The organism is Croceibacterium atlanticum, assembly GCF_001008165.2.
GTDB classification, from domain to species: Bacteria; Pseudomonadota; Alphaproteobacteria; order Sphingomonadales; family Sphingomonadaceae; genus Croceibacterium_C; species Croceibacterium_C atlanticum.
In genome coordinates this window covers 2,309,367-2,334,837 of sequence record NZ_CP011452.2, presented here as the reverse complement: position 1 = coordinate 2,334,837, position 25,471 = coordinate 2,309,367, and the positions used below count along the sequence as shown (strand labels likewise).

The following is a 25,471-nucleotide window of genomic DNA, read 5'->3' as shown; positions in this document are numbered from 1 at the left end:
TGGAACAAATGACGAACATTTGTCCAGTCGAGTCGGTGAGTGCGTTATGCGCTGTGAAAAGGAAAATCGCTCGGATCGAGAATCAAAAGACCGGGAGGTCTTCAGCGCCTCTTGGATATGCCGGGCTGGATGCCGCAATCGGCGGCGGTCTGGCTCGTGGGCGATTGCACGAGGTGTTCGCAAGGGAGCTGGCCGACAACAGCAGTGCGGCAGGCTTCGCGGCAATGCTGGCTTGCCTGGCAAGTCAGGAGGGGGCGCCCCTGTTCTGGCTGCGCGAGGAGAGGGCCGCGAGGCGACAGGGATTACTGCATGCGCCAGGATTGACCGAGATCGGAATCGATCCGCGGCGAATGGTGCTGATCATGTTGCCCGATCCGGTGGCGTTGCTGCGTGCAGCAGTCGATGTGGTGCGTTGTGCATCCATCGGTGCGGTAGTGATCGAGTTGTGGCGCCGTCCGCGCGCGCTCGACCTGACTGCAAGCCGGCGTCTGGCGCTGGCGGCCGAAGCATCGGGCGTCACTCCCTTGCTGCTGCGGATCGAGGCAGAACCCGGCCCCAGCGCTGCGCAGACACGCTGGAGCGTAAGCGCAGCGCCTTCTGTGGCCCTGGAGGCCGAAGCGCCCGGCCGACCCGCCTTCAACGTCAAATTGTTGCGTCAGCGCGGCCGCCCAGATGGCGGATGCTGGCATCTGGAGTGGGATCGTGACCGAGCCTGCTTTGGCGACGCGACGCTATCTGGCGCTGTGGTTTCCACAACTCCCGGCCGATCGCTGGTGCAGGACGCATGGCGGCAAGCCGGCTGATACACCGACTGTCTTTGTCGAGAAGCATGGCGGTGCGGTACGTATCGCAGCCCTCGATGCGCAAGCGCAGCGCCTTGGTCTCGCTCCCGGTCTGACGCTGGCCGATGCGCGTGCACGCATCCCTGAATTGGTTGCGATCGAATATGATCCCCATGCCGATCGGCTCTGGCTGGAACGTATCGCCGATGGTTGCGATCGCTGGACGCCGATGGTCGAGCTTGATCCGCCGGACGGAATAACGCTCGACATCACCGGCTGCGCGCATCTGGCCGGCGGTGAGGCCGCGCTGGCGCTGGAGATCGAGCGATGTTGCGCAGCCGCCGGGCTGGGCCTGCGCCATGCCTTTGCCGGAACGCCCGAAGCCGCGCAGGCGCTGGCCCGTTTTCAGACCGTGCCGGCAGCTGATGAGCGTCAGGCGGTGCGCCGTCTTTCCATTGCCGCACTGCGGCTGGAGGAGGAGACGGAGAGAGCGCTGCGATATGCGGGGTTGAAAACCCTGGGCGATCTCGCTGCTCGTCCTTCGGCCCCGCTCGCCGCGCGGTTCGGAACGGAAATGATGGCAAGGCTGGACCGGCTGCTGGGCCATACGGACAGCCGCATCTCCCCCCGTCGGGCGCCTCCCGTATTGATTTTCGAACGACGCTTTGCCGAACCCATCGCGCGTATTGAGGATGTGCTGGCGGTGCTTGATGGCCTCGTGGGGGAGGCGGCCGGTATGCTGGAGGAACGCCACGAGGGCGGGCGGCAATTCGTCGCGCGCCTCTATCGTAGCGATGGCGCGGTGCGTGAAATAATGATCGAGACCGGGCAGCCTACCCGCGACCCTGCCATCACCGGCCGGTTGTTCCGTGAACGTATCGACACGCTTGCCGACCCGATTGATCCCGGTTTTGGCTTCGATCTTGTACGGTTGGCGGTGCCGACCACCGAACCTCTTGGATCGTTGCAGCTTGGGCTGGAAGGGGGAGGGATAAGTGAGGAGGCGATGGCTGCGCTGATCGATCGGCTGAGTAGCCGGCTGGGACGCGATCGCATACGCCGTTTTGCCCGGCGGGACACGCATGTTCCCGAGCAACAGGCATTTACCCTGCCGGCGGTCGAGAGAAGCGATCCTGTCCCTTGGCCAGTGCCACCCAGGGGCGAGCCACCTCTGCGCCCGCTACATCTGTTCGATCCGCCTCAGCCGGTAGAGGTGCTGGCAGAAGTACCTGATGGCCCGCCCCGGAGCTTTCGCTGGCGCAGCACGCTGCATGAAGTGAAGCGCTTTGAAGGCCCGGAGCGTATTGCTGGAGAATGGTGGCGCGTACCGATTGAACGCCTGCCCGAGCCTGAAGCTGGCGTCGTGCGAAAACGCGCCGGCAAAGATGAGGGCGAAAAGCATTTGCCGCCTCCCCGCCGCCCCTTGCTTACGCGGGATTATTTCCGGGTGGAGGACGCGCGCGGTCGCCGTTTCTGGCTGTTCCGCCATGGTCTTTACGAGCGCGAAACGGGCAATCCGGCCTGGTACATTCATGGGCTGTTCGCATGAATGCACCGCCTGCCGCGCCATATTTCGCCGAATTGATCGCGGCCACGAACTATTCTTTCCTGCACGGAGCCTCGCATCCTGCGGACATGGTGAGGAAAGCCATCGCGCTTGGTCACAAAGGAATCGGTATTGCCGATCGCAATACGGTGGCGGGCGTGGTGCGCGCCTATGCCGCCTTGAGGGATTTTCGCGCTACGCTGGATCCCGAAGCTCTTGCCAGGTTTGACTTTCGTCTCGTCGTCGGTGCGCGGCTGGTCTTCGCAGATGGCACGCCGGACATCGTCGCCTATCCGATGAACCGGGCGGGCTGGGGGCGTCTTACCCGATTGCTCACCTTGGGGAATCGTCGCTCAGAAAAGGGTGATTGCACGATCTACCTTGCCGATCTTGTCGAACATGCCGATGGATTGTTGCTCATCGCCGTGGCTGACGAAACGCATGAATTCCTGTTGCGTCGTCTCGCCCGGCATGCGCCATTATGGATCGCCGCCAACATGGCGCGGTGCGGCGACGATCAGCGCCGCCTTGCGCGTCTTCAGGCGCTGTCGGAACGCACCGGCATTCCGCTGCTCGCCACTTGCGACGCATTGTATGCGACCCCTGAACAGCGGCCGCTCCATGATGTCATCACCTGCATCCGGGAGGGCGTCAGCCTCGCTCAGGCTGGCGCACGTCTTCTCGCCAATGCCGAACGGCACCTGGAATCCCCGGCCGACATGGCGCGGTTGTTCCATGCCAGGGCGCAAGCGCTGACGGAATCCGCCGATATTCTCTCCCGCATCGATTTCACGCTCGACCAATTGCGATACGAATATCCGCATGAGCCGGTCCCGAAGGGCTGGAAGCCCATGCCCTGGCTCAAGCACATTACCATGCAGGCGGCGGAGAGGGCCTATCCGAACGGTATCCCGCGCCGGATTCGCAACATGCTCCGCACTGAATTCCGGCTGATCCGCAAGCGGCGCTATGCCTGCTATTTCCTCACCGTGTACGAACTGGTGCAGTTTGCCCGATCGCTCGATCCGCCAATCCTGTGTCAGGGACGGGGATCGGCCGCAAATTCGGCAGTCTGTTATTTCCTGGGAATTACCTCGGTCGATCCGGCCAGATTCAACCTCCTCTTCTCCCGCTTCGTTTCGGCTGAGCGGGACGAGCCGCCCGACATAGATGTCGATTTCGAGCATGAACGCCGCGAAGAGGTGATCCAGCATATCTATGAGCGTTATGGCCGCAGCCGCGCCGGCATTGCCGCTACCGTGATCCATTATCGTCCGAGAAGCGCGGTTCGCGAGGTGGGGAAGGTGCTCGGCCTTTCCGAAGATGTAACAAGTCGGCTGACCAGCACCGTCTGGGGGAGCCATGCCGGTTCCATGGAAGCACAGCGCATCGCCAATGCCGGGTTCGATCCGGATGCACCCGAACTTGCACGGTTGAGATGGATCGTTGGCCAATTGCTCGACACCCCCCGCCATCTCTCCCAGCATGTCGGTGGTTTCGTGCTGACCCAGGGGCGGCTCGACGAGCTTGTGCCGATCCACAATGCCGCGATGGAAAACCGCACTTTCATCGAATGGGACAAGGACGACATCGACACGCTTGGCCTGATGAAGGTCGATGTGCTGGCGCTCGGCATGCTGAGTTGCATACGCAAGGCATTCGAGATGATGCATGTCCACGGGTTTGGCGATTTCAATCTCGCCACAGTGCCCCAGGAAGTGCCGGCGGTGTATGACATGCTCTGCAATGGCGACAGCGTCGGCGTATTCCAGGTGGAAAGCCGCGCCCAGATCAACATGCTTCCGCGCCTCAAGCCCCGGAAATTCTATGACCTTGCCGTGCAGGTGGCGATCGTGAGGCCCGGCCCGATCGAAGGCGACATGGTGCATCCCTATCTGAAACGGCGGGCAGGGAAGGAAGCTGTAGAATTTCCCTCTCCAGCGCCGCCGCATGACCCGGACGAACTGCGTGGGGTTCTGGGCGATACATATGGCGTGCCGCTCTTTCAGGAGCAGGCGATGAAACTCGCGATCATTGCGGCCGGTTTCACGCCTGACGAGGCGAACCAGCTCCGCCGCGCGATGGCGACCTTCCGTAACGTGGGCACCATCAACAATTTCGAAGACAAGATGGTCGAGGGGATGGCCGCGCGCGGCTATCAGCGGGATTTCGCACAGCGTTGCTATAACCAGATCAAGGGTTTCGGCAGTTACGGCTTTCCTGAAAGCCACGCTATTTCCTTCGCGCTGCTGGTCTATGTTTCCGCGTGGCTCAAATGTACGCATCCGGCGGTGTTCGCCGCCGTGCTGCTCAATTCGCAGCCCATGGGCTTTTATGCCCCGGCGCAGATCGTGCGCGATGCGCGCGAACACGGTGTCAAAGTGAACGCGGTAGACATCAATCACAGCGATTGGGACAACAGCCTGGAAGCGGGTGCGACCGATGGCGAGGTGCATCAACGCTGGGACTGGAATGTGAATTCCCATCGGCAGGACAGGGGATATGCACTGCGCCTTGGCTTCCGCCAGATTGACGGGTTTCAGGAACGCTGGGGCCACGCCATCGCGGCAGAACGCCGCGCCAACGGAGCGTATTCCAGCATTGAGGAACTGGGCCGCCGCGTGCGCATATTGCAGGCGGGTGATGGCGCCGGGGACCGTATGCTGCCGCTTCCGGCGCGCGCGCTCAGGCTGTTGGCGGATGCCGATGCCTGTCGGTCGCTTGGCCTCACGCGCAGGCCGGCGGCATGGGAAGTGCGGCGGATGCCCGGCGCTTCCGAACTTCCTCTCTTCGCTGCTGCCAAGGCGCGCGAACTCGCGGATGAACGCGATTCAGCACTTCCCGACATGCCGCTATCGGAAGAGGTCGTGTCCGATTATCAGATGACCCGGCTTTCACTGAAAGAACACCCGCTGCATTTCCTGCGCGAAACACTGCGTGCAGAGGGCATTTTATCCAGTGCGGAACTGCTCGCCGTGCCTGATGGCCGGCGGGCGAAGGTTGCGGGCGTGGTGCTGGTTCGCCAACGACCAGGCAAGGGCAATGCCATTTTTGCAACGCTGGAGGATGAGACCGGAGTTGTGAACATATTGCTCTGGGCGCGGCTGTTTGAACGTTATCGCCTCCCGCTCATGGCCTCGCGCCTGATGGAAGTGCATGGGCAGGTGCAAAAGAGCGAGGAAGGCGTTCTCCACCTCGTGGCGGGCCGTATCGTTGATCGCACGGCCCTGCTTGATCGCCTGAACGAGCCGGAGGCGGTGTCTGCCGACATGCCACCCCACCCCGATCCGTCCCGCGCGCATCATCCGCGCAATGTACGCATCATCCCGAAATCACGGGACTTCCACTGATCGCATTGAACGCCATAGCGGCACCATTGCCCTCGGACCGGTCCCATTCTGCCCCAAAGGTCAGGTTGGTATTCGCTGTCCATTGCCGGAAGGAGGCGGTGTTTTTGATACCGCCATTATCCTTCTGGAGACAGAAATGCGCAAAACAGCTCTAATCGCGTCGTTTGTTGCCCTTGCAGCGCCTGCAAGTGCATTTGCCGCGGAACCCTATGTGGCAATCAGCGGCGGCGTTGCCCTGCCTGGCGATTCCATGAACGAGGGCGCCTTCGATGTGACTGTGCCCGCAACCCCGGATTGGGGCGCCATTCCGGCTGACACTTCGCTGGAATGGAAGACCGAATTCGATACCGGATATGCGATCTCCGGCCAGATCGGCATGAGGTATTCGAATGGCCTGCGGACGGAACTCGACCTGTCCTATACGTCTGCTGACGTCGATACCCATTCCGGCCTGGCGGCCGGAGGTGCGGTGATCGACGGTGTCGACGTTGCCGTTCTGACCCGCGGCGCGCCCGGTGCGGCCAATCCGACTGTGGGTGCGGTCATTGCCGATGGGCAGGGCCGGGTGAAAACGCTCGGCGCGTTCGTGAATGGCTTCTATGATTTCAATGTCGGGGGCGGAATTTCGCCCTTCGTGGGTGCCGGCATTGGCTATCAGCAGGTGGACGTGGTCTTCCGCCCGTCCGGCGTTCTGGTTGCCGATGACAAGGATAGCGGCTTCGCCTGGCAGCTGATGGCAGGCGCCAATGTCAGCGTTTCCGAATCGGCGGAGATCTTCCTGCAATATACCTATCGTGAGAGCTTCGACCGGGCCGATATAGAGCTGACTCTGCTTCCGGCTACGCTGGGCGTGGAATCCGGTGGCTCCGCACTGGCTGCGGGGGTGCGCTTCTCGCTCTAGGACGAACCGGACCATGAAACCCGACGGGTGGCTGCGGCCACCCGTCAATTTATTGCGGCCCCGTGGACTTCGGCCGGCGATTAACTATCATCGCCGGAATGGATCCTGATGCGCTAATCGCCTCAAGTTCGGTGCCGGCAGTCGTCAGTAATCCGCGCTTGCCCGACAACCCGATCATTGCGTGCAACGATGCCTTTGCCGCCCTTACCGGCTATCATCGTGCGGAAATCCTGGGCCGGAATTGTCGCTTTCTGACCGGCCCGGATACCGAACCCTGGCTGACTGAAACGCTGCGCACCGGCATCCGCCTGTGCCAGCCGGTGATGGTCGAAATTACCAACTACAGGAAAAACGGCGATCCCTTTCGTAATGCCGTGATGGTTGCTCCGGTCATGTCCGAAAATGGGGAAGCGGAATATTTCCTGGGCTCGCAGATCGAAATCGCCGCGAACCAGCCGCGGGGCAATGATGCCCGCAGGTCCGCCGCACATCGGCTGATGAACAATCTGTCGCCCCGCCAGCGCGAAGTCCTGATCAATATGGCGCGCGGGAAGCTGAACAAGCAGATTGCCTTCGATCTGGGCCTGGCGGAGCGGACCATCAAGATGCACCGTTCCGCATTGCTGCGCACACTTGGCGTGCAGACCACGGCCGATGCCATCCGCATCGCGGTGGAAGCAGGGTATTGACCGCCACCAGATTTATCGCCTGATCCGGCCGCGCAAAGTCCCCCTTCAGCAATAGCGATCAGGCCTTTCTGTCAGCGGCGGGAGGGCGGCCAGCTTCGAGAATTGACGAGGTGGCAATTCGCCCCCACATACTTCGCATGGTCCCTTCGCGATCCCTTGCGCGACATTTCGCTCACGCTGGTCAGCTGCCCGCACGGGCGGTTGCCTCGTCTCAACGGCCGTAATCGGCCCGGGGCGAGGCTCCCGGACGTTTTCAGCCAGGTTGCACAAGCGAGAGTTCCCGAAATGACTGTATCCAAGAACGGCGCACAGCCGCCCCTGCACGTAATAGATACCGAAGCCGACGCACTTTATGAGCTGGCGTTGAATGTCCGGGCGCGGAGCCCGGATGTTGCCGCCAGGCTATGTGAAGAGCTGGACCGGGCGAATCTTCACGCCGCGGCCGATATTCCTGCCGATGTCGTGACCATGAATTCCGAGGTGGAGTTCATTGATGAACGCTCTGGCAACCGCCGCACGGTGGAACTGGTCTGGCCGCGCGATGCGGATCTGGAGCGGAACCGGATTTCCGTGCTGACGCTTGTCGGCGCCGGTCTTATCGGCATGAAAGAGGGCGCTTCGATCGATTGGCCGGACCGGGCCGGAGATATCAGGCCCTTGCGCATAGCCAGGGTTCAGCAGCCGACAGGCAATCCACACACGGAATAGCCCGCGCGAAACGGGGCCATGCCGCGATCTTCGGATCGCCGGCATCGCCTGCGCGGCACATGCTGAAACGGCAAGATTTCCCGCACATTACTCCGACAAGTGCAAAGCTATCCCGGCGGTGTCCCGCGCATTCCTGATAGGGATGTTTCAGTGATTGTTGCGGGGCAGACCCATAGTTTTCGCGATGCGCTGATATTTCTCGCTGCCTTCCAGGATCGCTCCGCTGTCCATCTGGCCCACCAGGGCGCGCTGTATTTCCTGCCAGGGCGTTTGCGAAGGCGGGAAGGGATATCCGCCCTCTGCATCCAGCGCGGCGCGCCGGCGCGCCAGTTCGCCCTCCTCCACCAGAAGATCGACCCGGCCTTTCCCAAGGTCGATGCGCAATCTGTCGCCGGTCTGTACCAGGGCCAAAGGTCCGCCCACCGCGGCTTCGGGCGCGGCATTGAGGATGGAGGGGCTGGCGGAGGTGCCGGACTGCCGCCCGTCACCGACGCAGGGAAGGGCGTGGACCCCCTGTGAAAGCAGGTAGGCAGGCGGCCGCATGTTTACGACTTCCGCCGCTCCCGGATAGCCGACCGGCCCTGCACCGCGCATGATCAGCATATGCCGGTCGGTAATGCCGAGTGCGGGATCGTCTATCCGGCGATGGTAGTCTTCCGGGCCGTCAAACACGATGACGGGGCCTTCGAAAGCGTCGGGATCTTCGGGGTCGGACAGGTAACGTGCGCAGAATTCCTCGCCAATCACGCTTGTCTTCATGATGGCCGCGTCGAACAGATTGCCGGACAGGACGATGAAACCCGCCTTCGGCATCAACGGGTCATCGAAAGGACGGATGACCTGCGGATCCAGCGATGCGCATTCGCGGCAATTATCGCCGATGCTGCGCCCGTTCACCGTCATCGCGGTTTCGCGGATCAGGCCCTGGCGGATGAGTTCGCCGGTCACTGCGGGCACTCCGCCCGCGCGATGGAAATCTTCCCCCAGGAACTCGCCCGCCGGTTGCAGATTGACCAGCAGCGGAATGTCGTGGCCATGCTTCTGCCAGTCGGACAAATGCAGCTCCACACCCAGATGCCGGGCGAGCGCCGCCAGGTGGATCGGCGCGTTGGTTGAACCGCCAATCGCCGAATTGACCGCAATTGCGTTGAGAAAGCTGTCGCGGGTCATGATGTCCGAAGGTTTCAGATCCTCTGCCACCATTTCGACAATGCGCTTGCCTGTCCGATAGGCGGCTTCCTGCCGGTCGCGGTGGGGCGCGGGAATGGTGGCCGTTCCGGGAAGCATCATGCCGAGCGCTTCGGCCAGCGAGTTCATCGTGGTGGCCGTGCCCATGGTATTGCAATAGCCGGTGGAGGGGGCACTGCTCGCTACTAGGCGGATGAATTCCTCGTCATCGATCGTGCCTTCCGCCAGCATTTCGCGCGCTTTCCACACGATCGTGCCGGAGCCCGTCCGCTGCCCCTTGTGCCAGCCGTTCAGCATCGGCCCGACCGACAGGGCAATGGCGGGAATGTCGACAGTTGCGGCTGCCATCAGGCTTGCCGGCGTTGTCTTGTCGCACCCGGTCGTCAGCACCACCGCATCGATCGGGTAACCGTATAGCAGCTCCACCAGGCCGATATAGGCCAGGTTCCGGTCCAGGCCTGCCGTGGGCCGCTTGCCGGTTTCCTGGATAGGATGGACGGGGAATTCCAGCGCAATGCCGCCAGCTTCGCGTATGCCTTCGCGCACTCTTTCCGCCAAAACGATGTGGTGGCGATTGCACGGGCTCAGGTCGCTGCCACTCTGCGCGATGCCGATGATCGGCTTGCCACTGCGCAATTCCTCAAGGCTCAGCCCGAAATTGAGGTAACGCTCCAGATAGAGCGCGGTCATGTCGATATTGTCGGGATTGTCGAACCAGGCCCGGCTGCGCAGTGTTTTGTTCAAGATCATTCCCCGAATGCGGTCAGTACAAGGTAACGTGCTGCTTGACGGTCCCCCTGCCGTCCAATAGTCCGACAAATAGAGGCTGCGCAAGTGGGGGAGGTGAGCAATGGCGATAACGCCGGCTACACAGGGCGATACGCGCCCTTCGGATACCAGTTTCGATTACAGGCCGGCGCTTGCGCTGCTCGCCTCGCTGTTTTTCATGTGGGGCTTCATCACTGTCATCAACAACACGTTGCTGCCGCATCTCAGGAGCGTGTTCGAACTCAACTATACCCAGACTACGCTGATCGAGAGCGTGTGGTTCATCGCCTATGGCGTGATGGGTATGCCGAGCGCTTTCCTGATAGAGCGCACAGGCTACAAGAAGGCGATAATCATCGGTCTGTGCGCCATGGCGGCGGGGGCGCTGGGCATGGTTCCCGCGGCGCAGATCCCGTCCTACGGCGTCACCCTGTTCGCATTGTTCGTCATCGCCAGCGGGATCACCCTGCTGCAAGTCGCGGCCAATCCCTATGTTGCGGTGATCGGTCCGGCGGAAAGTAGCGAAAGCCGTTTGACGCTGGTGCAGGCATTCAACAGTTTCGGCACGTTCCTCGCGCCCTATTTCGGCGGCTATCTGATCCTCAGCCGCACGATTGGCGGAACGTCGCTGGATGGCACGCGCCTTACCGAGGCGGAAAGGCTGGCGGACGCCCAGGCGACGCAGCTTCCATATCTGCTGGTGGCCGTGGTGCTGCTGGTCATTGCAGTCGTCCTGTGGCGATCCAACCTTCCCGCTCTGGGTTCCGCCACCAGCCGCGTGGCGAAGGAGGAGCGCAAGAAGCTGTCGCTATGGAAGCACCGCAACCTGGTGCTCGGCGTGCCGGCGATCTTCATCTACCTCATTGCCGAAATCGGGGTCGCCAATCTGTTCATCAATTTTGCCATCCTGCCCGAAATCGCGGGCATCACCCCCGCACAGGCGGCAAATTACCTGGTGCTGCTGTGGGGCGGCATGATGGTGGGGCGCTTTGCGGGCAGTTTCATCATGCGCAGATTTCCCGCCGACAAGACGCTGGCGGCTTTCGCCCTGTTCGCCCTGGTGGTGATGGTTGGCGCAGCAACGCTGGAAGGGCCGGTTGCCATGTGGTGTCTGATTCTGGTGGGCCTTGGCCATTCCATCATGTTTCCGGCCATTTTCGCCATGGGCATCAAGGGGCTGGGTCCACTGACGGAGGAAGGATCGGGCCTGCTGATTACTGCCATTGCAGGCGGGGCACTGGTTGTCGTGCAAGGCTGGCTGGCGGATCTTTATGGCTTGCAGAACAGTTTCTGGCTGACCGTCGCCTGCGAAGTCTACATCATCTATTATGCGCTCTGGGGCTCACGCCCGACCGCCGCCTATGGCGGGAATTCGACGGCCGAGCCGGCTTAGGCAGGCCTGCACGCCGCATCCCAAAACTGCCGGGATCTGGCCATCCCGGCAGTTCGCAAGATCAGCGTGCGTCATAGGCATAGGGCCCGACTACCACGCCGGTGAACAGGTTCGTGCGGACTGACGCCATGTGCGATACGTCCACTTCATCCGCCAGAACGCGCCACTCCCCCGTTCCGGGTTTGCGATAGCTGAAACGCGCCTCGCCCGCTTCAAACTCGGCGCGCAGTTCGACTTCGCCGCCCGGCCATTGGTGGATGGCGATGGCCTCCCCATTGGCAGGGGCGGACGTGCCTTCGCGCCGCATCACCGCCAAAATCGGCCCCTTTTCCGTTCCGAGCAATCCGAAAGATACAAACGCATCCTCGCTCGCGACGGCGGAAAGCCCGGCAAAATCGCCCGGCTGGGCAGGAACGAAATCCACAGCCGTCTGGAAACTGGCGTGCCGATGGCGCAATCGCCGGCCGATGAAAGCGGGCATGGCCACTTGTGAAAGGGCCGCCTTGCCCGGCATCAGTTTCAGCGCGCCATCGGCCATTTTCATGCCGGGAACTTTCGGTATGCCGCGGATCCGCAACCATTGGGGGCCGAGTTCAGCTTGATCGAATTCCTCCCGCCACGATGAGAAGTCCGTGCCGGGCGCAAGGGGCAGGTCGGGCCGTCTGGCCACAAGCGGCACTGCCTGTCCCCGTTCCAGGAACAGCGGCCAGCCATCGTTCCATTCGACCGGCAGGAGAAAGGTCTCGCGCCCCAGCAGCGTGTCCTGCCCGCTGAACGGGCGCGTGCCCAGGAACACACCCCACCAGCTTCCATCGTCAAGTTGCACGAAATCGGCATGGCCTGTCGCCTCGACACGGTCGGGGCGCGACGGGTCGAGATCGCGCTGGGTCAGGATCGGATTTATCGGGCCCGGTTCATAAGGGCCGGTGATCGAGCGGCTGCGATAGATGGTCTGCGAATGCTGGTCCGCGGTTCCCCCTTCGGCCGCCAGCAGATAATAAAATTCGCCCAGCCTGTAGATATGCGGCCCCTCCGCCCAGACAGGATTATCCGCTGGCGCCACGCCGCCATCCACCAGCAGCACCGGCTCGCCATCCAGTTGCCGGGTGGCGAGATCGAATTGCCTGATCCAGATCGCGCGATGTCCGTCATAACGCGGCTGTCCCTGCGGGGCGTCATTATAGGTGATCCACCCTTGCCCGTCTGCGTCCACGAACAATGACGGATCGATTCCGTCGAAATCGAGCGGGACCGGGTCCGACCACGGGCCGGCCGGATCATTGGCCGTAACCAGGAAATTGCCCCCGCAGCGGACGCATGTGTTGAGGATATAGAAGGTCCCGTCATGCCAGGTGATGGCGGGCGCATATAACCCGTCGCCGGTCAGGGTCCGGTCGGCCATATCAACCATTCCGGGCCTGTCGATAGCGTTACCGATCAGTGTCCAGTTCACCAGATCGCGGCTGTGGAACACAGGCAGGCCGGGGAACCACGAGAAGGTCGACGTCACAAGGTAGAAGTCCTTCCCGACTTTCACGATGGAAGGATCGGGGTGGAAGCCGGGGAGGATGGGATTCGCATATTGATCTTCCGCCGTGGGCGCGGATTTTCCGTCATAGCTTAGATAAGCGAAGGATGCTGCGGGCGCCGCCGCCACGTTGACGGATATCAGCGCGATCGCGCTGGCTATCATGGCGGCCGTCACTCTTTCTCGCATGTCAAAATTCCCTCCCTTGCGGCGCAACGCTTGCCGGACGCGCTTCTCTAACCTATGGTAGCGCTATCAGGGATGAGGACAAGACCTACGGCAATGGCCGAAAATCTGCATGAATTACTGCCCGCCGACTTCGGAACAGGCACTTTCATAGGGCGCGCACTTTCGCCGGATGGCCCATGCGTCATCGCGGTGCGCAGCGGCCAGCTGTTCGACCTGACCGAAGAATGCCCGACCGTTTCAGGCGCGATCGAGCGTCGCTGTTTCACGGGTGGCCGGGCCATGGGCCTCGTGGAAGAAGGGCTGCCGCAGGGCTGGTCCTTGCTTTCCCCCATCGATCTGCAGGCCGTGAAAGCCAGCGGCGTGACTTTCGCCATTTCCGCCATCGAACGCGTTATCGAGGAACGCGCGCGAGGTTATGCGGGCAGGGCCGCGGAAATCCGCGCGATGCTGGAAGAAAAGGTCGGCGCGATCCGCGAAGTCGTTCCGGGCAGCGGGGAGGCGATGCGGCTCAAGCAGCTGCTGATCGACCAGGGCATGTGGTCGCAATATCTGGAAGTCGCCATCGGCCCCGACGCGGAAATCTTTTCCAAATCCCCTGTCCTTTCCACCGTGGGGGCGGGGGCGCAGATCGGGGTGCGTTCGGATTCAAGCTGGAACAATCCCGAACCCGAAATCGTGCTGGTGTGCGATGCCGCAGGCGAAGTCGTGGGCGCCACGCTGGGCAATGACGTGAACCTGCGGGATTTCGAAGGGCGCAGCGCGCTTCTTCTGTCAAAGGCGAAGGATAACAATGCCTCCTGCTCGATCGGCCCCATGATACGCCTGTTCGATGGCGGTTTCGGGATCGACGATGTCCGCCAGGCCCATGTGGACCTGCATATACAGGGGCCGGAAGGATATGTCCTGGAAGGCACCAACGACATGACGCAGATCAGCCGCGATCCGCTGGACCTGGTGGCGCAGTGCCTGTCCGAACATCATTATCCGGACGGTTTCGTCCTCTTTTGCGGAACATTGTTCGCGCCCGTGCAGGATCGCGATGCGCCGGGGGCGGGCTTCACCCACAAGGTGGGCGATGTGGTCACGATCTCTTCAAGCAGGCTCGGCCGTCTTCCCAACACGGTAACGACATCGAAGGATGCACCTGCCTGGGCCATGGGCATCGGTGCTTTCATCCGCAATCTCACCGCGCGCGGGCTTGCAGGCAGGATCTGACCGGCAGTGCCCGATATTCCATCTGCGGATCTGCACACACGGTGCCGCGGCAATGCCGCCGGAACTGTGCCTGCCTGCGGCCCGCAGCCAAATTTCGAATTCTGAAAATCACGCATTCAACAGGAGACTGGTAACAGATGAGCGGAGGGGAGCTGCGACCCGTGGGGTCCGGCGCGATTTATCCCTCGCTCCGGGGCCGCAAGGTCATTGTGAGCGGTGGAGGATCCGGCATCGGCGAAGGTATCGTCGAAGGTTTCGTGCGGCAGGGCGCCGCCGTTGCCTTCGTCGACCTGCAGCAGGACCCGAGCGAGGCCCTGGTGGAACGCCTGACCGGCTCCGCCTTCGCGCCGGTATTTGCCCAGTGCGACATAACGGACATCACCGATTACGGAGCCAGGATCGGCCAGCTGATCGAAAAGCTGGGCGGGTGCGACGTGCTGGTAAACAATGCCGCGAATGACGATCGGCACAAGGTTGGGGAGATCACGCCCGAATATTGGGATGAACGCATGGCGGTGAATCTCAAGCACCAGTTCTTTGCCGCCAAGGCGGTGGTTCCGGCGATGCGGTCAGCCGGCGGCGGCAGCATCATCAATCTGGGGTCCATCAGCTGGCATCTGGGCCTGGAAGACCTGACGATCTACCAGACGGCCAAGGCCGCGATCGAAGGGCTGACACGCAGCCTGGCGCGTGAACTTGGCCGGGATAATATCAGGGTCAACACGATCGTTCCGGGCAATGTGCAGACCCCCCGCCAGATGAAATGGTACACACCGGAAGGCGAAGCGGAAATCGTCGCCGCGCAATGTCTGGATGGGCGGCTGCAACCGGCTGACATCGCGGCCATGGCGATGTTCCTTGCATCGGACGATGCGCGCTATTGCACGGCCCATAATTACTGGGTGGATGCCGGATGGAGATAACGCCCCAGGTTCGCACGCTGATGCGGGCTGATTGCCTGCTTGGCGAAGGCGTTATCTGGGATCCAGCCCGGGCCGCAATCTGGTTCGTAGATATAAAGCGGCACCAGCTCTGGAATTACGACCCTGAAACCGGCGGAAATCTCTGCGTTGAAGCACCGGGGCAGATCGGCTGGGCGCTGCCCGCTGAAGACGGTCTGCTGCTGTGCGGGTTGCAAGATGGGCTTTACACTTTCGATCCGGGCAGCCGCCAGTTCGCGAAGCTGGCAGATATTCCCGGAGAGCCGGCACATAACCGGCTCAACGATGCCTGTACCGATCCCGGGGGGCGGGTCTGGTTCGGTTCCATGGATGATGACGAGAAGCAGGCATCGGGCCGTTTCTACGTCTTTGATCGCGGCGAGATACGCCCGGCAGGGCCATCGGGCATCACCATCACCAATGGCCCGGCGGTCAGCCCGCAAGGGGACCGCATCTATTTCACCGATACCGGGGCGCAAAAGATCATGGTCGCCGATCTGCGCGCCGGCATTGCGGGCGATGCGCGGCCATTCGTGAATACCGGCGCGCTGTTTCCCGATGCCTATCCCGACGGACCGATCGTGGATGAGGAAGATCATCTCTGGACGGGGCTATATCTCGGTGGCCGCGTTGCCCGTTTCGATCCCGATGGCTGGCTGGCCGGCACCTGGGCGATGCCCGCGCGGGACATAACCAAGATGGCTCTGGGAGGCAGGACCATGAAGACCGCTTATGTCACCACCGCCACCAAGAATATGGCGGAACGGGATTTCGCCGACTGGCCGGAAGCGGGAAGCCTGCTTTCTTTCGATGCGCCCGTGGCAGGCGTGGCGCAAGCTCAGGTGAAACTGGGATGATCCGGCGCAATTCCATCATCGCCGCCGTCGTCGCCTGCACGCTGCTTGCGGCCCTTCCCGCCCACGCGGCGCCGCATCTGGCCCCGGTCTGGACAGACGGCGCAGTGATCCAGCGCGATCAGCCTGTGAGGGTGCAGGGCAAAACGGCACCCGGGGCCAGGGTCACAGGCATTCTCGGCACCGCGCGGGCCGAGGCAGAGGCTGATGGCAATGGCCGGTTCGTGCTGACTTTCGCGGCCCGCCCGGCCAGCGCCGATCCGGTGGAACTGCAAGTGACCGATGCTGGCGGCACTGCCATCGTTTCCGACATTCTGACCGGCGATGTCTATCTGTGTTCGGGCCAGTCGAACATGGCCTTTACCGTTTCGGCAGGCCTGAACGGCCAGAACAATATCCAGGCGAGCGCGGACCCGCTGCTGCGTATGCTGACCGTCCCGTTATCGACGGCGGTGGTGCCGGCGCAGGACTTCGGCGGGGATGCGCAATGGCAGGAGGCTTCGCCAGCGACCACCGGCGGATTTTCCGCTGCCTGCTATTATATGCTGCGGGACCTGCGCGGCGCACTCGATATTCCCCTCGGCGCGATCCATTCCAGCTGGGGAGGTTCGCAGATTCGCGCCTGGCTCTCGCCCGAGGCGGGGGCCGCGCTTTATGGCGAACAGGACATGGCGTTGCTGACCGGCTTCGACCGTGATCCGCTCGCAGCGGTGGGGAGCTTCGCCCCGGTCTGGGAAGAATGGTATCGTGCCGCTTCGGGCGGTTCCACTCCATGGTCCGATCCCGACAGTCTCGATTGGCGGCCGGTTCCGCGCATCGCCCCATGGACGGATTGGACGGAAGGCGACTTGCCGCAAATCGGCAATGTCTGGTTTCGCCGGACGATCGATCTTACGAAAAGGCAGGCGGCCGATGGCGGCACTCTCAATATCGGCATTATCGACGATCTCGACGCGACATGGGTAAACGGCCACCCTGTCGGCTTCAGCCATGGCTGGGACACGGAACGGGAATATCAAATCCCGGCCCGCTTCCTGAAAGAGGGGGAGAACGAGATCATATTCGCCGCCAGCAACAGCTGGGCAGGTGGCGGTATGCAAAGTGCGGCCGACCGGCTTTCCTTCACTCTGGCAGATGGGCAACGCATCTCCCTTGCGGAAGGGTGGCGATACGCTGCCAGTCCCGTCACCGAAATGCCGCCACGGGCGCCCTGGGATGCCAATGCCGGTATCGGCGTGATGCATAATCGCATGATCGCCCCCATTGGCGCGCTCTCGCTGAAGGGCGCGGCATGGTATCAGGGGGAAAGCGATGTGGGCATCCCCGGCTATGGCCAGCGGCTGCGTGAATTGTTCGCCGGTTGGCGCCGGCAGTTTTCGCCGGATATGCGGATGCTGGTCGTGCAATTGGCGGGATACGGCACGCCTTCTGGCAAAGTTGGCGAAAGCGGTTGGGCAGAAATTCGCGAAATCGAAAGGCTGGCCGTCCTGGCCGATCGCAATGCGGCACTGGTGACGGCTATCGATCTTGGTGAATGGAGCGATATTCATCCGGCGAACAAGGTGTTGCTGGGCCAGCGGCTTGCCCTCGCGGCCCGGGGCGAAAAGATGCCGATGCCGGTTTCGGCGCGGCTGGTGAATCCGGTGGCCGGTTCGCCCGGCACGGTGGCAGTCCGGTTCGATGGTGTTGCAACCGGGCTGGAGAGCTGGAGCGGTCCTGCCCTGGCATTCGAATTATGCGGGGAAGGCAAGGACTCGTGCCGATTTGCCGTCGGCCGGGCGGCAGGGGATACGATCTTCCTGCCACTGGACGGAAAACCCGTTACGCGCATTCGCCATGGCTGGTCCGATGCGCCTGTCATCAACACGCATGATGCGCGCAATATCGCCATTCCGGGGTTCGAGATGCCCGTAGGGGATTGAGTTGGCCCCGGTGCGGATGCGCACCGTCATGTTGAAGCAAGCGGCAATTGGGGCCGATCATCACCTGATCACCTGCCAGGCGGCGAGGCTCAGGGGGCGTTTCTCTTCCCGTCCTGCCACAGGCTGGGCGCGGCATCGCTATCGCGCCTGATCAGCTTGTAGGGCATATACCGCACTTCCGGATTGCCGCGGTCGCCGCCGCGCTTGTTGCGCATGATCGCGGCCGCAGTCTGCACCGCCCATGCCGTCATTTCGCGGATCGGCTGGCGAATGGTCGTGAGTTCGGGCCAGATGGAACGCGCCAGGTCGGTATCGTCAAAACCGCACACGGTAATGTCGTTCGGCACATCCAGATGCCGCCGGTGCGCGACGGCCACTGTCGCGGCCGCCATATCGTCATTTGACGCGAATATGGCTGTGGGGCGCGGATCGATCGACAGCAGCTTTTCCGCCGCGTCCATGCCGGACCGATAAGTGAAGCGTCCCTGCACGATCAGCCCCTGGTCCATTTCAAGGCCCGCATCCGTCATTGCCTGGCGGAAACCGTTGAGGCGGAGGGATGAGGCCGCCTGTTCGGGATTGCCGATAATGAAGCCGATGCGGCGGTGGCCCAGGCGGATGATGTGGCTGGTCATGTCGTAGGCGGCCTGGAAATCGTCGATCATTACCGATGCGCCGGTTCCACTGGCGGCACCAGGCCCCACGGCCACGGCAATTGCGCCCCCTTCAACGATCAGGTCCAGGATAGACTGGTCATCGCAAAGCGGCGGGGGGAGGATGAAGCCGCGAATGCCCGCCGCCACCAGCCGGGCGATAATTTCCTTCGCGCTTTCGCTGCCGTCTTCGGCCAGCGATTGCACAACCAGCTGGATGTCCCGGCGATTGGCTTCTTCCAGCGAACCCATCAGGAATTCGGCCAGATAGGATGCCGAAGGGTTGTCGAACAACAGCGCGATCCGCAACTGTTCTCCGCCTGCCAGGCTGCGGGCTGCGCGGTTGGGCCGGTAATTGAGCTTTTCAATAGCCTTCAGCACTGCATCGCGGGTGGAAACGCGCACGCTGCCTTCGTTGTTGATGACACGGCTGACTGTCATCGGCGAACATTCGGCTTCGCGCGCCACGTCGCTGATGGTCGGTTGTCCCGACTGCCGGCGCCTGCTTCTGCCCGCGCTCACATTCTGTCTCTATTGCACATGATGCCGAAAACTCTTGGCGCGCCTTGGTGGGGCGGGCAAGCGATTTGACTGCCGGACAAGATCAATTCCCCGGAGCTTCGGGGAAGGATAATGCCCTGTAATGGCCCAGCGAACGGGCCGGCGGGCGGGTTCCATCCGGCAGGGGCAGACTGTTGAGCGATTGCCAATAGGCTATGCTGGCATCGCGCCACCATTGCGCCTCGCGCCGCTGGATCTTGAGGAAATCCGCCACGTCGGCATGGCGGCGGGCGTCGATCTCCCCTTCATGCCCTGCCCAGACCTGCTGCATTTGCGCGACCCCGGCGACGCCCGCGTCATAGCGTTGCACAAGGGTTTGCCACAGGCTGGTTCCATCGGGGAAGGTCCAGTCCCAGGGCAGGTGATGGAACCACAGCAGATATCGCGAATCCATCCTGTCCGGATCGGCCCACCGCGCCGCTGCTATCGGCGCATAGTCGGCCAGCGCATTCGATCCGCCGGGCGTCCGGTCAAACCCTATGCCCTGCCTGTCTGCCCGGTGGTAATAGCAAGGGTTCCATTCCGGGCGGGGCAGGTCGCACACCCACGGCGCGGGCCCGTAATGGTGGCCTGTCGCCATCAGGTGCGCCAGGCCAAGCGGGGTCATGTAATCGGCCACAATTTCCCTGCTGCCCAGCATCATGGCCGAAATATCGGCCACGAAACCTTCTTCGCGTGACCATGTTTGTGCCGCCCATTCCCGGGCCAGTTGCTCGGCGGATAGTGAAGGATCCCAGGCCAGGCGGCCGAAAGCATACCAGTTGGCCTGATCGAAATGGCTGCCCGACCAATTGCGATCGCTGCCAATATTGGCGACGCCTGCCATACCCGCTGGCGCGATTGCCTCTGCCACGGTCTTCCCATGCCCTGTGGGGGCATCCAGCACTTCCTTCCACATGGGGGCCAGGAAGGCGAGATGGGTCGAAAAGCCGAGATATTCCTTGGTGATCTGCGTTTCCAGCATGACGCGCGTATCTGGCATGGCGCCGAACAGCGGGTGAAATGGTTCGCGCGGCTGGAAGTCGATCGGGCCGTTCTTGACCTGAAGGATCACGTTATCGGCAAATTGCCCGTCGAGAGGCGCGAATTCGGCGAAGGCCTGCCGTGCCCTGTCAGCCTCGTCATGTTCGGAATAGACGAAGGCGCGCCAGATGACTGTTCCCCGGGGTCCCAGCGCGTGGGCGAGCATGTTGGCGCCATCTGCATGTGTGCGGCCATAATCGCCGGGGCCGGGCTGGCCTTCGCTGTTGGCCTTGACCAGAAAGCCGCCGAAATCCGGGATCGCCGCATAGATTTCGTCCGCCTTGTCCTTCCACCAGGCGGCAACCCGGGGATCGAACGGGTCAGCCGTTTCCAACCCGCCAATGTCACGCGGGGCGGAAAAACGGGCAGAAAGATAGACGCGAATGCCATAGGGGCGCCAGGCATCGGCCAGCCGCTTCAGGCGGGCGATATAGCGCGGCTCCAGCATCATGGCGCTGGCATTGACGTTGTTGACCACCACGCCGTTGATGCCAATGCTGGCATTGGCGCGCGCATAATCGATCATCCACTGGTCGAGATGGTCCGGCAATTTCCACCAGTCGAATATGGAACTGCCGGCATAGCCGCGCTCCACGCTGCCATCGGGATTGTCCCAATGGTTCAACATGCGCAGCGGGTAACGGGGCGCTTCGGATCTGCCGATATCGGACAGGCGCATGCCTTCCGACAGCGCCCGGAGCAGCGAAAAACTGCCATAAAGGCAACCGATCGGCTCCGATGCCAAGATGTCCAATCCGCGCGATGATTGCCGGATTGAAAAGGCGCCGCCAGCGGCAATTTCGGACCGGGCGCAGTGGAGGCGAATAATGGCATGGTCCGCCCGCGTTTCCGCGTCGTGACCCTTCATCAGGGAAACCTGCCGACCGGATAGGGATGAAAGCCCCTTTTGCAATTCATCGGCCGCCGCGCGGATGGTCGGGTTATCGGGAATTGCGCCACCGACCGGGATTTGCACCGCCAATGGCCGGCGCGTCAGGTCGGCCAGCGCCGGCCCTTCCAGGGGTGCATAGCGCAGCCATAGCCGATAACCGTCTTCGGCCCGGGCCGTTGCCGCCGGCAGTGCCACTGCCAGCAAGACCAGCAAAGCCTGCAACATGCGATTGACAAGCTCTCTCCCTCTCATCATGGTAGCGCTATCATAGACGAGCGCCCAGTCAAGCGCGCCGCGTGACGGGAGAGTGGGATGAGAAGTCTTTTCCGGGCCGCATTATATGCTGCCAGTGCGGGGATCCTCGCCGGTTCCGCCATTTCCCTGCCCGCTGCGGCTCAGGACGCTATCGAAAGGCCGATGGCCGGCGCGCCCTATTGGGACAGCAGCCTGCCGACGGAACAGCGGGTAGAGGACCTGCTTGCGCGCATGACCATGGCCGAAAAGCTCGCCCAGATGATCTCCGTCTGGGCCGGCAAGACGGAGATCTAGGATCAGGACAATTCCTTCGATCCGGCCAGGGCCAGCGCGCTCTACCCCGATGGTATCGGCTTTTTCTCGCGCCCGTCCGATCAGACGGGGCCGGGTAGTTCGCAGGACAATCCACGGCGTTCGATCGAGGATACTATCCGTTATACCAACGCCCTGCAGAAATGGGCGCGAGAGGAAACGCGGCTGGGCATTCCGGTCCTTGCGCATGAGGAATCGCTCCACGGCCTTGCCGCCCGCGATGCCACCAGCTTTCCGCAATCAATCGCCCTTGCCTCCACCTGGGATACGGACCTCGTACGCGATGTGAACGATTACATCGCAGGCGAGGTTCGCGCGCGCGGCGTCCATCAGGTCCTCTCCCCTGTTGTCGACGTCGCGCGCGACCCACGCTGGGGCAGGATCGAGGAGACTTTTGGCGAGGACCCCTATCTCGTCGGCGAAATGGGCGTGGCCGCGGTCGAAGGTCTTCGGGGCGTGGGCAAGGATCCGAAGCTGGGCGAAGGCCAGGTGCTGGCCACGCTGAAGCATATGACCGGCCATGGGCAGCCTGAAAGCGGCACGAATGTCGGACCGGCGCAGATTTCGGAGCGGACCCTGCGCGAGGTGTTCTTTCCGCCATTCAGGGAAGTGGTGGACCGCACGGCAATTGACGCGGTCATGGCCAGTTACAACGAGATCGACGGAATCCCGAGCCATTCAAATGTCTGGTTGCTGCAGGATGTCCTGCGCGGCGAATGGGGATATCAGGGCGCTATCGTATCCGATTACTACGCGATCGAGGAGATGGTCAGCCGCCACAAGGTGGCAGCCGACATCCCCGAAGCGGCGGCCCAGGCGCTGGGTGCCGGAGTCGACATCGATTTGCCCGATGGCATTTCCTACCGCACCCTGCCTGACTTGCTGCGCCAGGGGCGGGTCAGCGTTGAACAGATCGACCGGGCCGTGCGGCGTATCCTGACCATGAAATTCAATGCCGGCCTGTTCGAAGCGCCTTTCGTCACCGATGCCGCCCCAGCAATTGCGTCTGATGGTTCACGGGGCGCGGCGCTGGCACGCAAGGCGACAGAAAAGGCGCTGGTCCTGCTGAAGAATGACGGCACGCTGCCGCTTTCCCTGCCTGAAGAAGCTGCCCACAAGCCGACAATCGCGATCATCGGGCCAAATGCCGATATTGCGCGGCTGGGCGGATATTCCGGCATCCCGCGCAACAGGGTGACACCGCTGGACGGGGTCGCGGCACTGGTGGGTGATCGCGCGAATATCGTCTATTCCAGGGGAGTTGCCATTACCGGGAGTGACGATTGGTGGGGGGACGAAGTCACCCTGGCCGATCCGGACAAGAACCGCCGCATGATCGCCGAAGCGGTGGATGCGGCGCGCAATGCCGACACGATCATATTGTTCGTGGGGGACACGGAACAGACCAGCCGCGAGGCCTGGTCCGAAGATCATCTGGGGGACCGGTCCAGCCTGGATCTGGTGGGACAGCAGAACGAGCTGTTTGCGGCGATGAAGGCGCTGGGCAAGCCGATCGTCACCGTTCTCGTCAATGGCCGCCCGCCAAGCTATCTCGCCGTGGATGAAGGATCGAATGCGATCCTGGAGACATGGTATGCGGGAGAGCAGCAGGGCAATGCGATTGCCGATGCGCTGTTCGGGCGGATCAATCCGGGCGGCAAGATGCCGGTCACCACTGCGCGCAATGTCGGCCACGTTCCGGTATTCTATAATCACAAGCCGAGCGCGCGGCGCGGCTACCTCTTCGATGAGACAAGCCCGCTCTATCCGTTTGGCCACGGCTTGTCCTACACCACCTTCACCTTCGGCACGCCGAGCCTGTCCTCGGCATCCATCAGGCCCGGACAGGGCGTGACTGTAAGCGTGCCGGTTACCAATAATGGCGAAATGGCGGGCGACGAGGTGGTGCAGGTCTATCTGCGCGACCTGGTCAGTTCGGTGACGCGTCCGGTGAAGGAGCTGGCCGGTTTCAAGCGCGTGACCTTGCAGCCCGGCGAAACGCAGCAGGTGGACATCGCAATCCGCCCCGATGCCTTCGCCGTCTGGAACCGCGAGATGAAGCGCCTGGTGGAACCGGGCGAATTCGCGGTAATGGTTGGCCCGAATTCTGTCGATCTGGCTGAAACCCGGCTGATGGTAACGCCGTAAACAGGCCGGGCGCAGGCCCTGCACCCGGCCCAACGCGCGATCACACAGGCAATATGAAAACGGCCGGGGCGGTTCTTGCCGCCCCGGCCGCCTGGTGCATGATCTGCGCTGCGGGAGTGGTCAGCCGACCATGTCCTCCAGCTCCTTGCCATTGGTTTCGGTAAGGAGTTTCCTGACAAGGAAGAAGCTGATGAATGCGGCGGCCGTATAGAGAGCGTAGACGGTTGCCAGTCCAAGGCCGCTCGCCATGGATGGGAAGCTCTGAACCACGAGATAATTTGCGACCCATTGCGCCAGACCCGCCAGGGCGAGTGCGCTTCCGCGCATCTGGTTGGGGAACATTTCGCCCAGCATCACCCACATCACGGGGCCCCAGCTGGCGTTGAAGAAGATGACGTAGAGATTGGCCGCAACCAGTGCGACCCAGCCTGCCGTTTCGCCCAGTGCCAGATTCCCCGCAGCGTCGGTGCCTGCGCCGCTGAAGGCCCAGGTCATGGCTGCCAGCGTCATGCCCATCCCCAGCGAACCGATCATCAGGAGCGGTTTGCGGCCGATCTTGTCGATCACCATCAGTGCGACCAGAACCGCCGCGATGGAGACCACGCCGGAAAGGATATTGCGTTCCAGCGCCACCTCTTCCGATACGCCCGCCAGGCGCCACAGCGTTTCGCCGTAATAGAAGATGATGTTGATGCCGACGAATTGCTGGAACGTCGCCAGCATTATGCCGCCCCAGACGATCGGGCGGAATATTGTGCCCGGAGCGGTTACATCCTTCAGCCGCGGGCGATAATCGTCGGAGAATGTGCGGCGGATGTCGATCACCTTGCGGTTCGCTTCATCAGCGCCGAACAGCCGGGAGAGTACGGCCAGCGCCTGCTCCTCCTTCTTCTTGGAGACAAGGTATCGCGGGCTTTCCGGAATGAAGAGCAGCGCCACCAGGAACACGACTGCCGGCACGGCCTGCGCCAGATACATCCAGCGCCATGCCTGCGTGCCGCCGATTTCACCGAGTGAATTGCCTGCCGCTTGGGCGAGGAAGTAATTGACCACGAAGGCTGCCGTCAGGCCGCTGATGATCATCACCTGCTGAACCGTAGTCAGCCGGCCGCGAATTTTGGCCGGAGCCACTTCCGAAATGTAGAGCGGGGACAGGACCGATGCCGCGCCCACCGCGAGGCCGCCGGCAAAGCGGAAGATGACGAAGATCGCATGCGATTCGGTTACGCCCTGGATCAGCGCACCCACGACAAAGAGCGCCGCGGCCATGATCATGACTGTGCGGCGCCCGATCGCATCCGCCAGCCGCCCGGCAAAGAAGGCGCCCACCGCGCAACCGATCAGCAATACGCCGACCGTGAAACCAAGCTGTGCGTCGTTGAGGCCGAATTCAGCCGTCAGCCCGCCTTGCGTACCGTTCACCGCGCCGCTGTCATAACCGAACAGCAACCCGCCGATCGTCGCAACGGCGACAATCGCGGTGATGAGCGCCATGTTCACGCCCTGTCGCGTCGTTTCCATATCCAATCCCTCCCAGGCGGCTCTGCGGCCGCATTTATGGTAGCGCTAACTATGCAGTAAGGTCAGTATTTCGGCAAGAGGTGTAGTTCCGCGGCGGTACTATTGCCGGCGTCCCTCCTCAGGCCGCGGAAT

16 protein-coding genes and 1 pseudogene are annotated in these 25,471 nt (G+C 62.4%); 12 read left to right on the top strand and 5 right to left on the bottom strand.

The annotated features are described in order from the left end of the window. The first annotated feature begins 53 nt into the window (after positions 1 to 53). From WYH_RS17155 to rnk, 6 genes are all read left to right on the top strand, one after another. A complete protein-coding gene (locus WYH_RS17155) occupies positions 54 to 803 on the top strand; it encodes an ImuA family protein (protein WP_244877910.1) in 750 nt (249 codons plus the stop codon). After that, complete coding sequence (locus WYH_RS10925; RefSeq protein ID WP_244877909.1) at positions 703 to 2,331, top strand: Y-family DNA polymerase; 1,629 nt, start codon at positions 703 to 705, stop codon at positions 2,329 to 2,331. Before WYH_RS17155 ends, WYH_RS10925 begins: the two co-directional genes overlap by 101 nt. Further along, positions 2,328 to 5,678: an error-prone DNA polymerase gene (locus WYH_RS10920; RefSeq protein WP_053833546.1), complete on the top strand. Its 3,351-nt coding sequence runs from the start codon at positions 2,328 to 2,330 to the stop codon at positions 5,676 to 5,678. The genes WYH_RS10925 and WYH_RS10920 overlap by 4 nt, the downstream gene beginning before the upstream one ends. 136 nt (positions 5,679 to 5,814) lie before the next feature. Continuing rightward, positions 5,815 to 6,579: an outer membrane protein gene (locus tag WYH_RS10915; RefSeq protein WP_169780764.1), complete on the top strand. Its 765-nt coding sequence runs from the start codon at positions 5,815 to 5,817 to the stop codon at positions 6,577 to 6,579. Positions 6,580 to 6,677: 98 nt separating this feature from the next. Continuing rightward, on the top strand, positions 6,678 to 7,268 hold the full coding sequence (locus WYH_RS10910) for a PAS domain-containing protein (protein WP_046903860.1): 591 nt from the start codon (positions 6,678 to 6,680) through the stop codon (positions 7,266 to 7,268). Positions 7,269 to 7,553: 285 nt separating this feature from the next. Further along, the gene (gene rnk, locus WYH_RS10905; protein WP_046903859.1) at positions 7,554 to 7,976 is read left to right on the top strand and encodes a nucleoside diphosphate kinase regulator; all 423 of its coding nucleotides are present in this window, start codon (positions 7,554 to 7,556) and stop codon (positions 7,974 to 7,976) included. Positions 7,977 to 8,123: 147 nt separating this feature from the next. On the opposite strand, the gene WYH_RS10900 is transcribed toward rnk, so the two are convergent. Further along, the gene (locus WYH_RS10900) at positions 8,124 to 9,908 is read right to left on the bottom strand and encodes an IlvD/Edd family dehydratase (protein ID WP_235979286.1); all 1,785 of its coding nucleotides are present in this window, start codon (positions 9,906 to 9,908) and stop codon (positions 8,124 to 8,126) included. A 106-nt stretch (positions 9,909 to 10,014) separates the two neighbouring features. Here WYH_RS10900 and WYH_RS10895 point away from each other — a divergent pair, with 106 nt between their 5' ends. Then, positions 10,015 to 11,325 carry a sugar MFS transporter gene (locus tag WYH_RS10895; protein WP_046903857.1) on the top strand — a complete coding sequence of 437 codons (1,311 nt, stop codon included), beginning with the start codon at positions 10,015 to 10,017 and terminating at the stop codon, positions 11,323 to 11,325. Positions 11,326 to 11,386: 61 nt separating this feature from the next. Here the strand turns inward: WYH_RS10895 and WYH_RS10890 are convergent, their stop codons facing one another. Further along, positions 11,387 to 13,042: a glycoside hydrolase family 43 protein gene (locus tag WYH_RS10890; RefSeq protein WP_053833545.1), complete on the bottom strand. Its 1,656-nt coding sequence runs from the start codon at positions 13,040 to 13,042 to the stop codon at positions 11,387 to 11,389. Between the two features lie 93 nt (positions 13,043 to 13,135). Here WYH_RS10890 and WYH_RS10885 point away from each other — a divergent pair, with 93 nt between their 5' ends. From WYH_RS10885 to WYH_RS10870, 4 genes are all read left to right on the top strand, one after another. After that, on the top strand, positions 13,136 to 14,257 hold the full coding sequence (locus tag WYH_RS10885; RefSeq protein ID WP_046903855.1) for a fumarylacetoacetate hydrolase family protein: 1,122 nt from the start codon (positions 13,136 to 13,138) through the stop codon (positions 14,255 to 14,257). Positions 14,258 to 14,394: 137 nt separating this feature from the next. After that, positions 14,395 to 15,180, top strand: coding sequence for a D-xylose 1-dehydrogenase (xylB, locus tag WYH_RS10880; RefSeq protein ID WP_046903854.1), 786 nt, complete (start codon positions 14,395 to 14,397; stop codon positions 15,178 to 15,180). Then, positions 15,171 to 16,055 carry an SMP-30/gluconolactonase/LRE family protein gene (locus tag WYH_RS10875; protein ID WP_046903853.1) on the top strand — a complete coding sequence of 295 codons (885 nt, stop codon included), beginning with the start codon at positions 15,171 to 15,173 and terminating at the stop codon, positions 16,053 to 16,055. Before xylB ends, WYH_RS10875 begins: the two co-directional genes overlap by 10 nt. Further along, a complete protein-coding gene (locus WYH_RS10870; RefSeq protein ID WP_053833544.1) occupies positions 16,052 to 17,974 on the top strand; it encodes a sialate O-acetylesterase in 1,923 nt (640 codons plus the stop codon). The genes WYH_RS10875 and WYH_RS10870 overlap by 4 nt, the downstream gene beginning before the upstream one ends. Positions 17,975 to 18,063: 89 nt before the next feature. Here the strand turns inward: WYH_RS10870 and WYH_RS10865 are convergent, their stop codons facing one another. Both WYH_RS10865 and WYH_RS10860 read right to left on the bottom strand, forming a co-directional pair. Then, positions 18,064 to 19,149 (bottom strand): LacI family DNA-binding transcriptional regulator, encoded by a 1,086-nt coding sequence (locus WYH_RS10865; protein WP_082347951.1) that lies wholly within the window; start codon positions 19,147 to 19,149, stop codon positions 18,064 to 18,066. 82 nt (positions 19,150 to 19,231) lie between these two features. Next, positions 19,232 to 21,328 carry an alpha-glucuronidase family glycosyl hydrolase gene (locus WYH_RS10860; RefSeq protein ID WP_046903852.1) on the bottom strand — a complete coding sequence of 699 codons (2,097 nt, stop codon included), beginning with the start codon at positions 21,326 to 21,328 and terminating at the stop codon, positions 19,232 to 19,234. Between the two features lie 87 nt (positions 21,329 to 21,415). On the opposite strand from WYH_RS10860, the pseudogene WYH_RS10855 reads away from it, so the two are divergent. Beyond that, positions 21,416 to 23,818, top strand: a pseudogene (locus tag WYH_RS10855) (glycoside hydrolase family 3 N-terminal domain-containing protein). A 120-nt stretch (positions 23,819 to 23,938) separates the two neighbouring features. Here the strand turns inward: WYH_RS10855 and WYH_RS10850 are convergent. Then, a complete protein-coding gene (locus WYH_RS10850; RefSeq protein WP_046903851.1) occupies positions 23,939 to 25,339 on the bottom strand; it encodes a sugar porter family MFS transporter in 1,401 nt (466 codons plus the stop codon). Positions 25,340 to 25,471 lie beyond the last annotated feature (132 nt).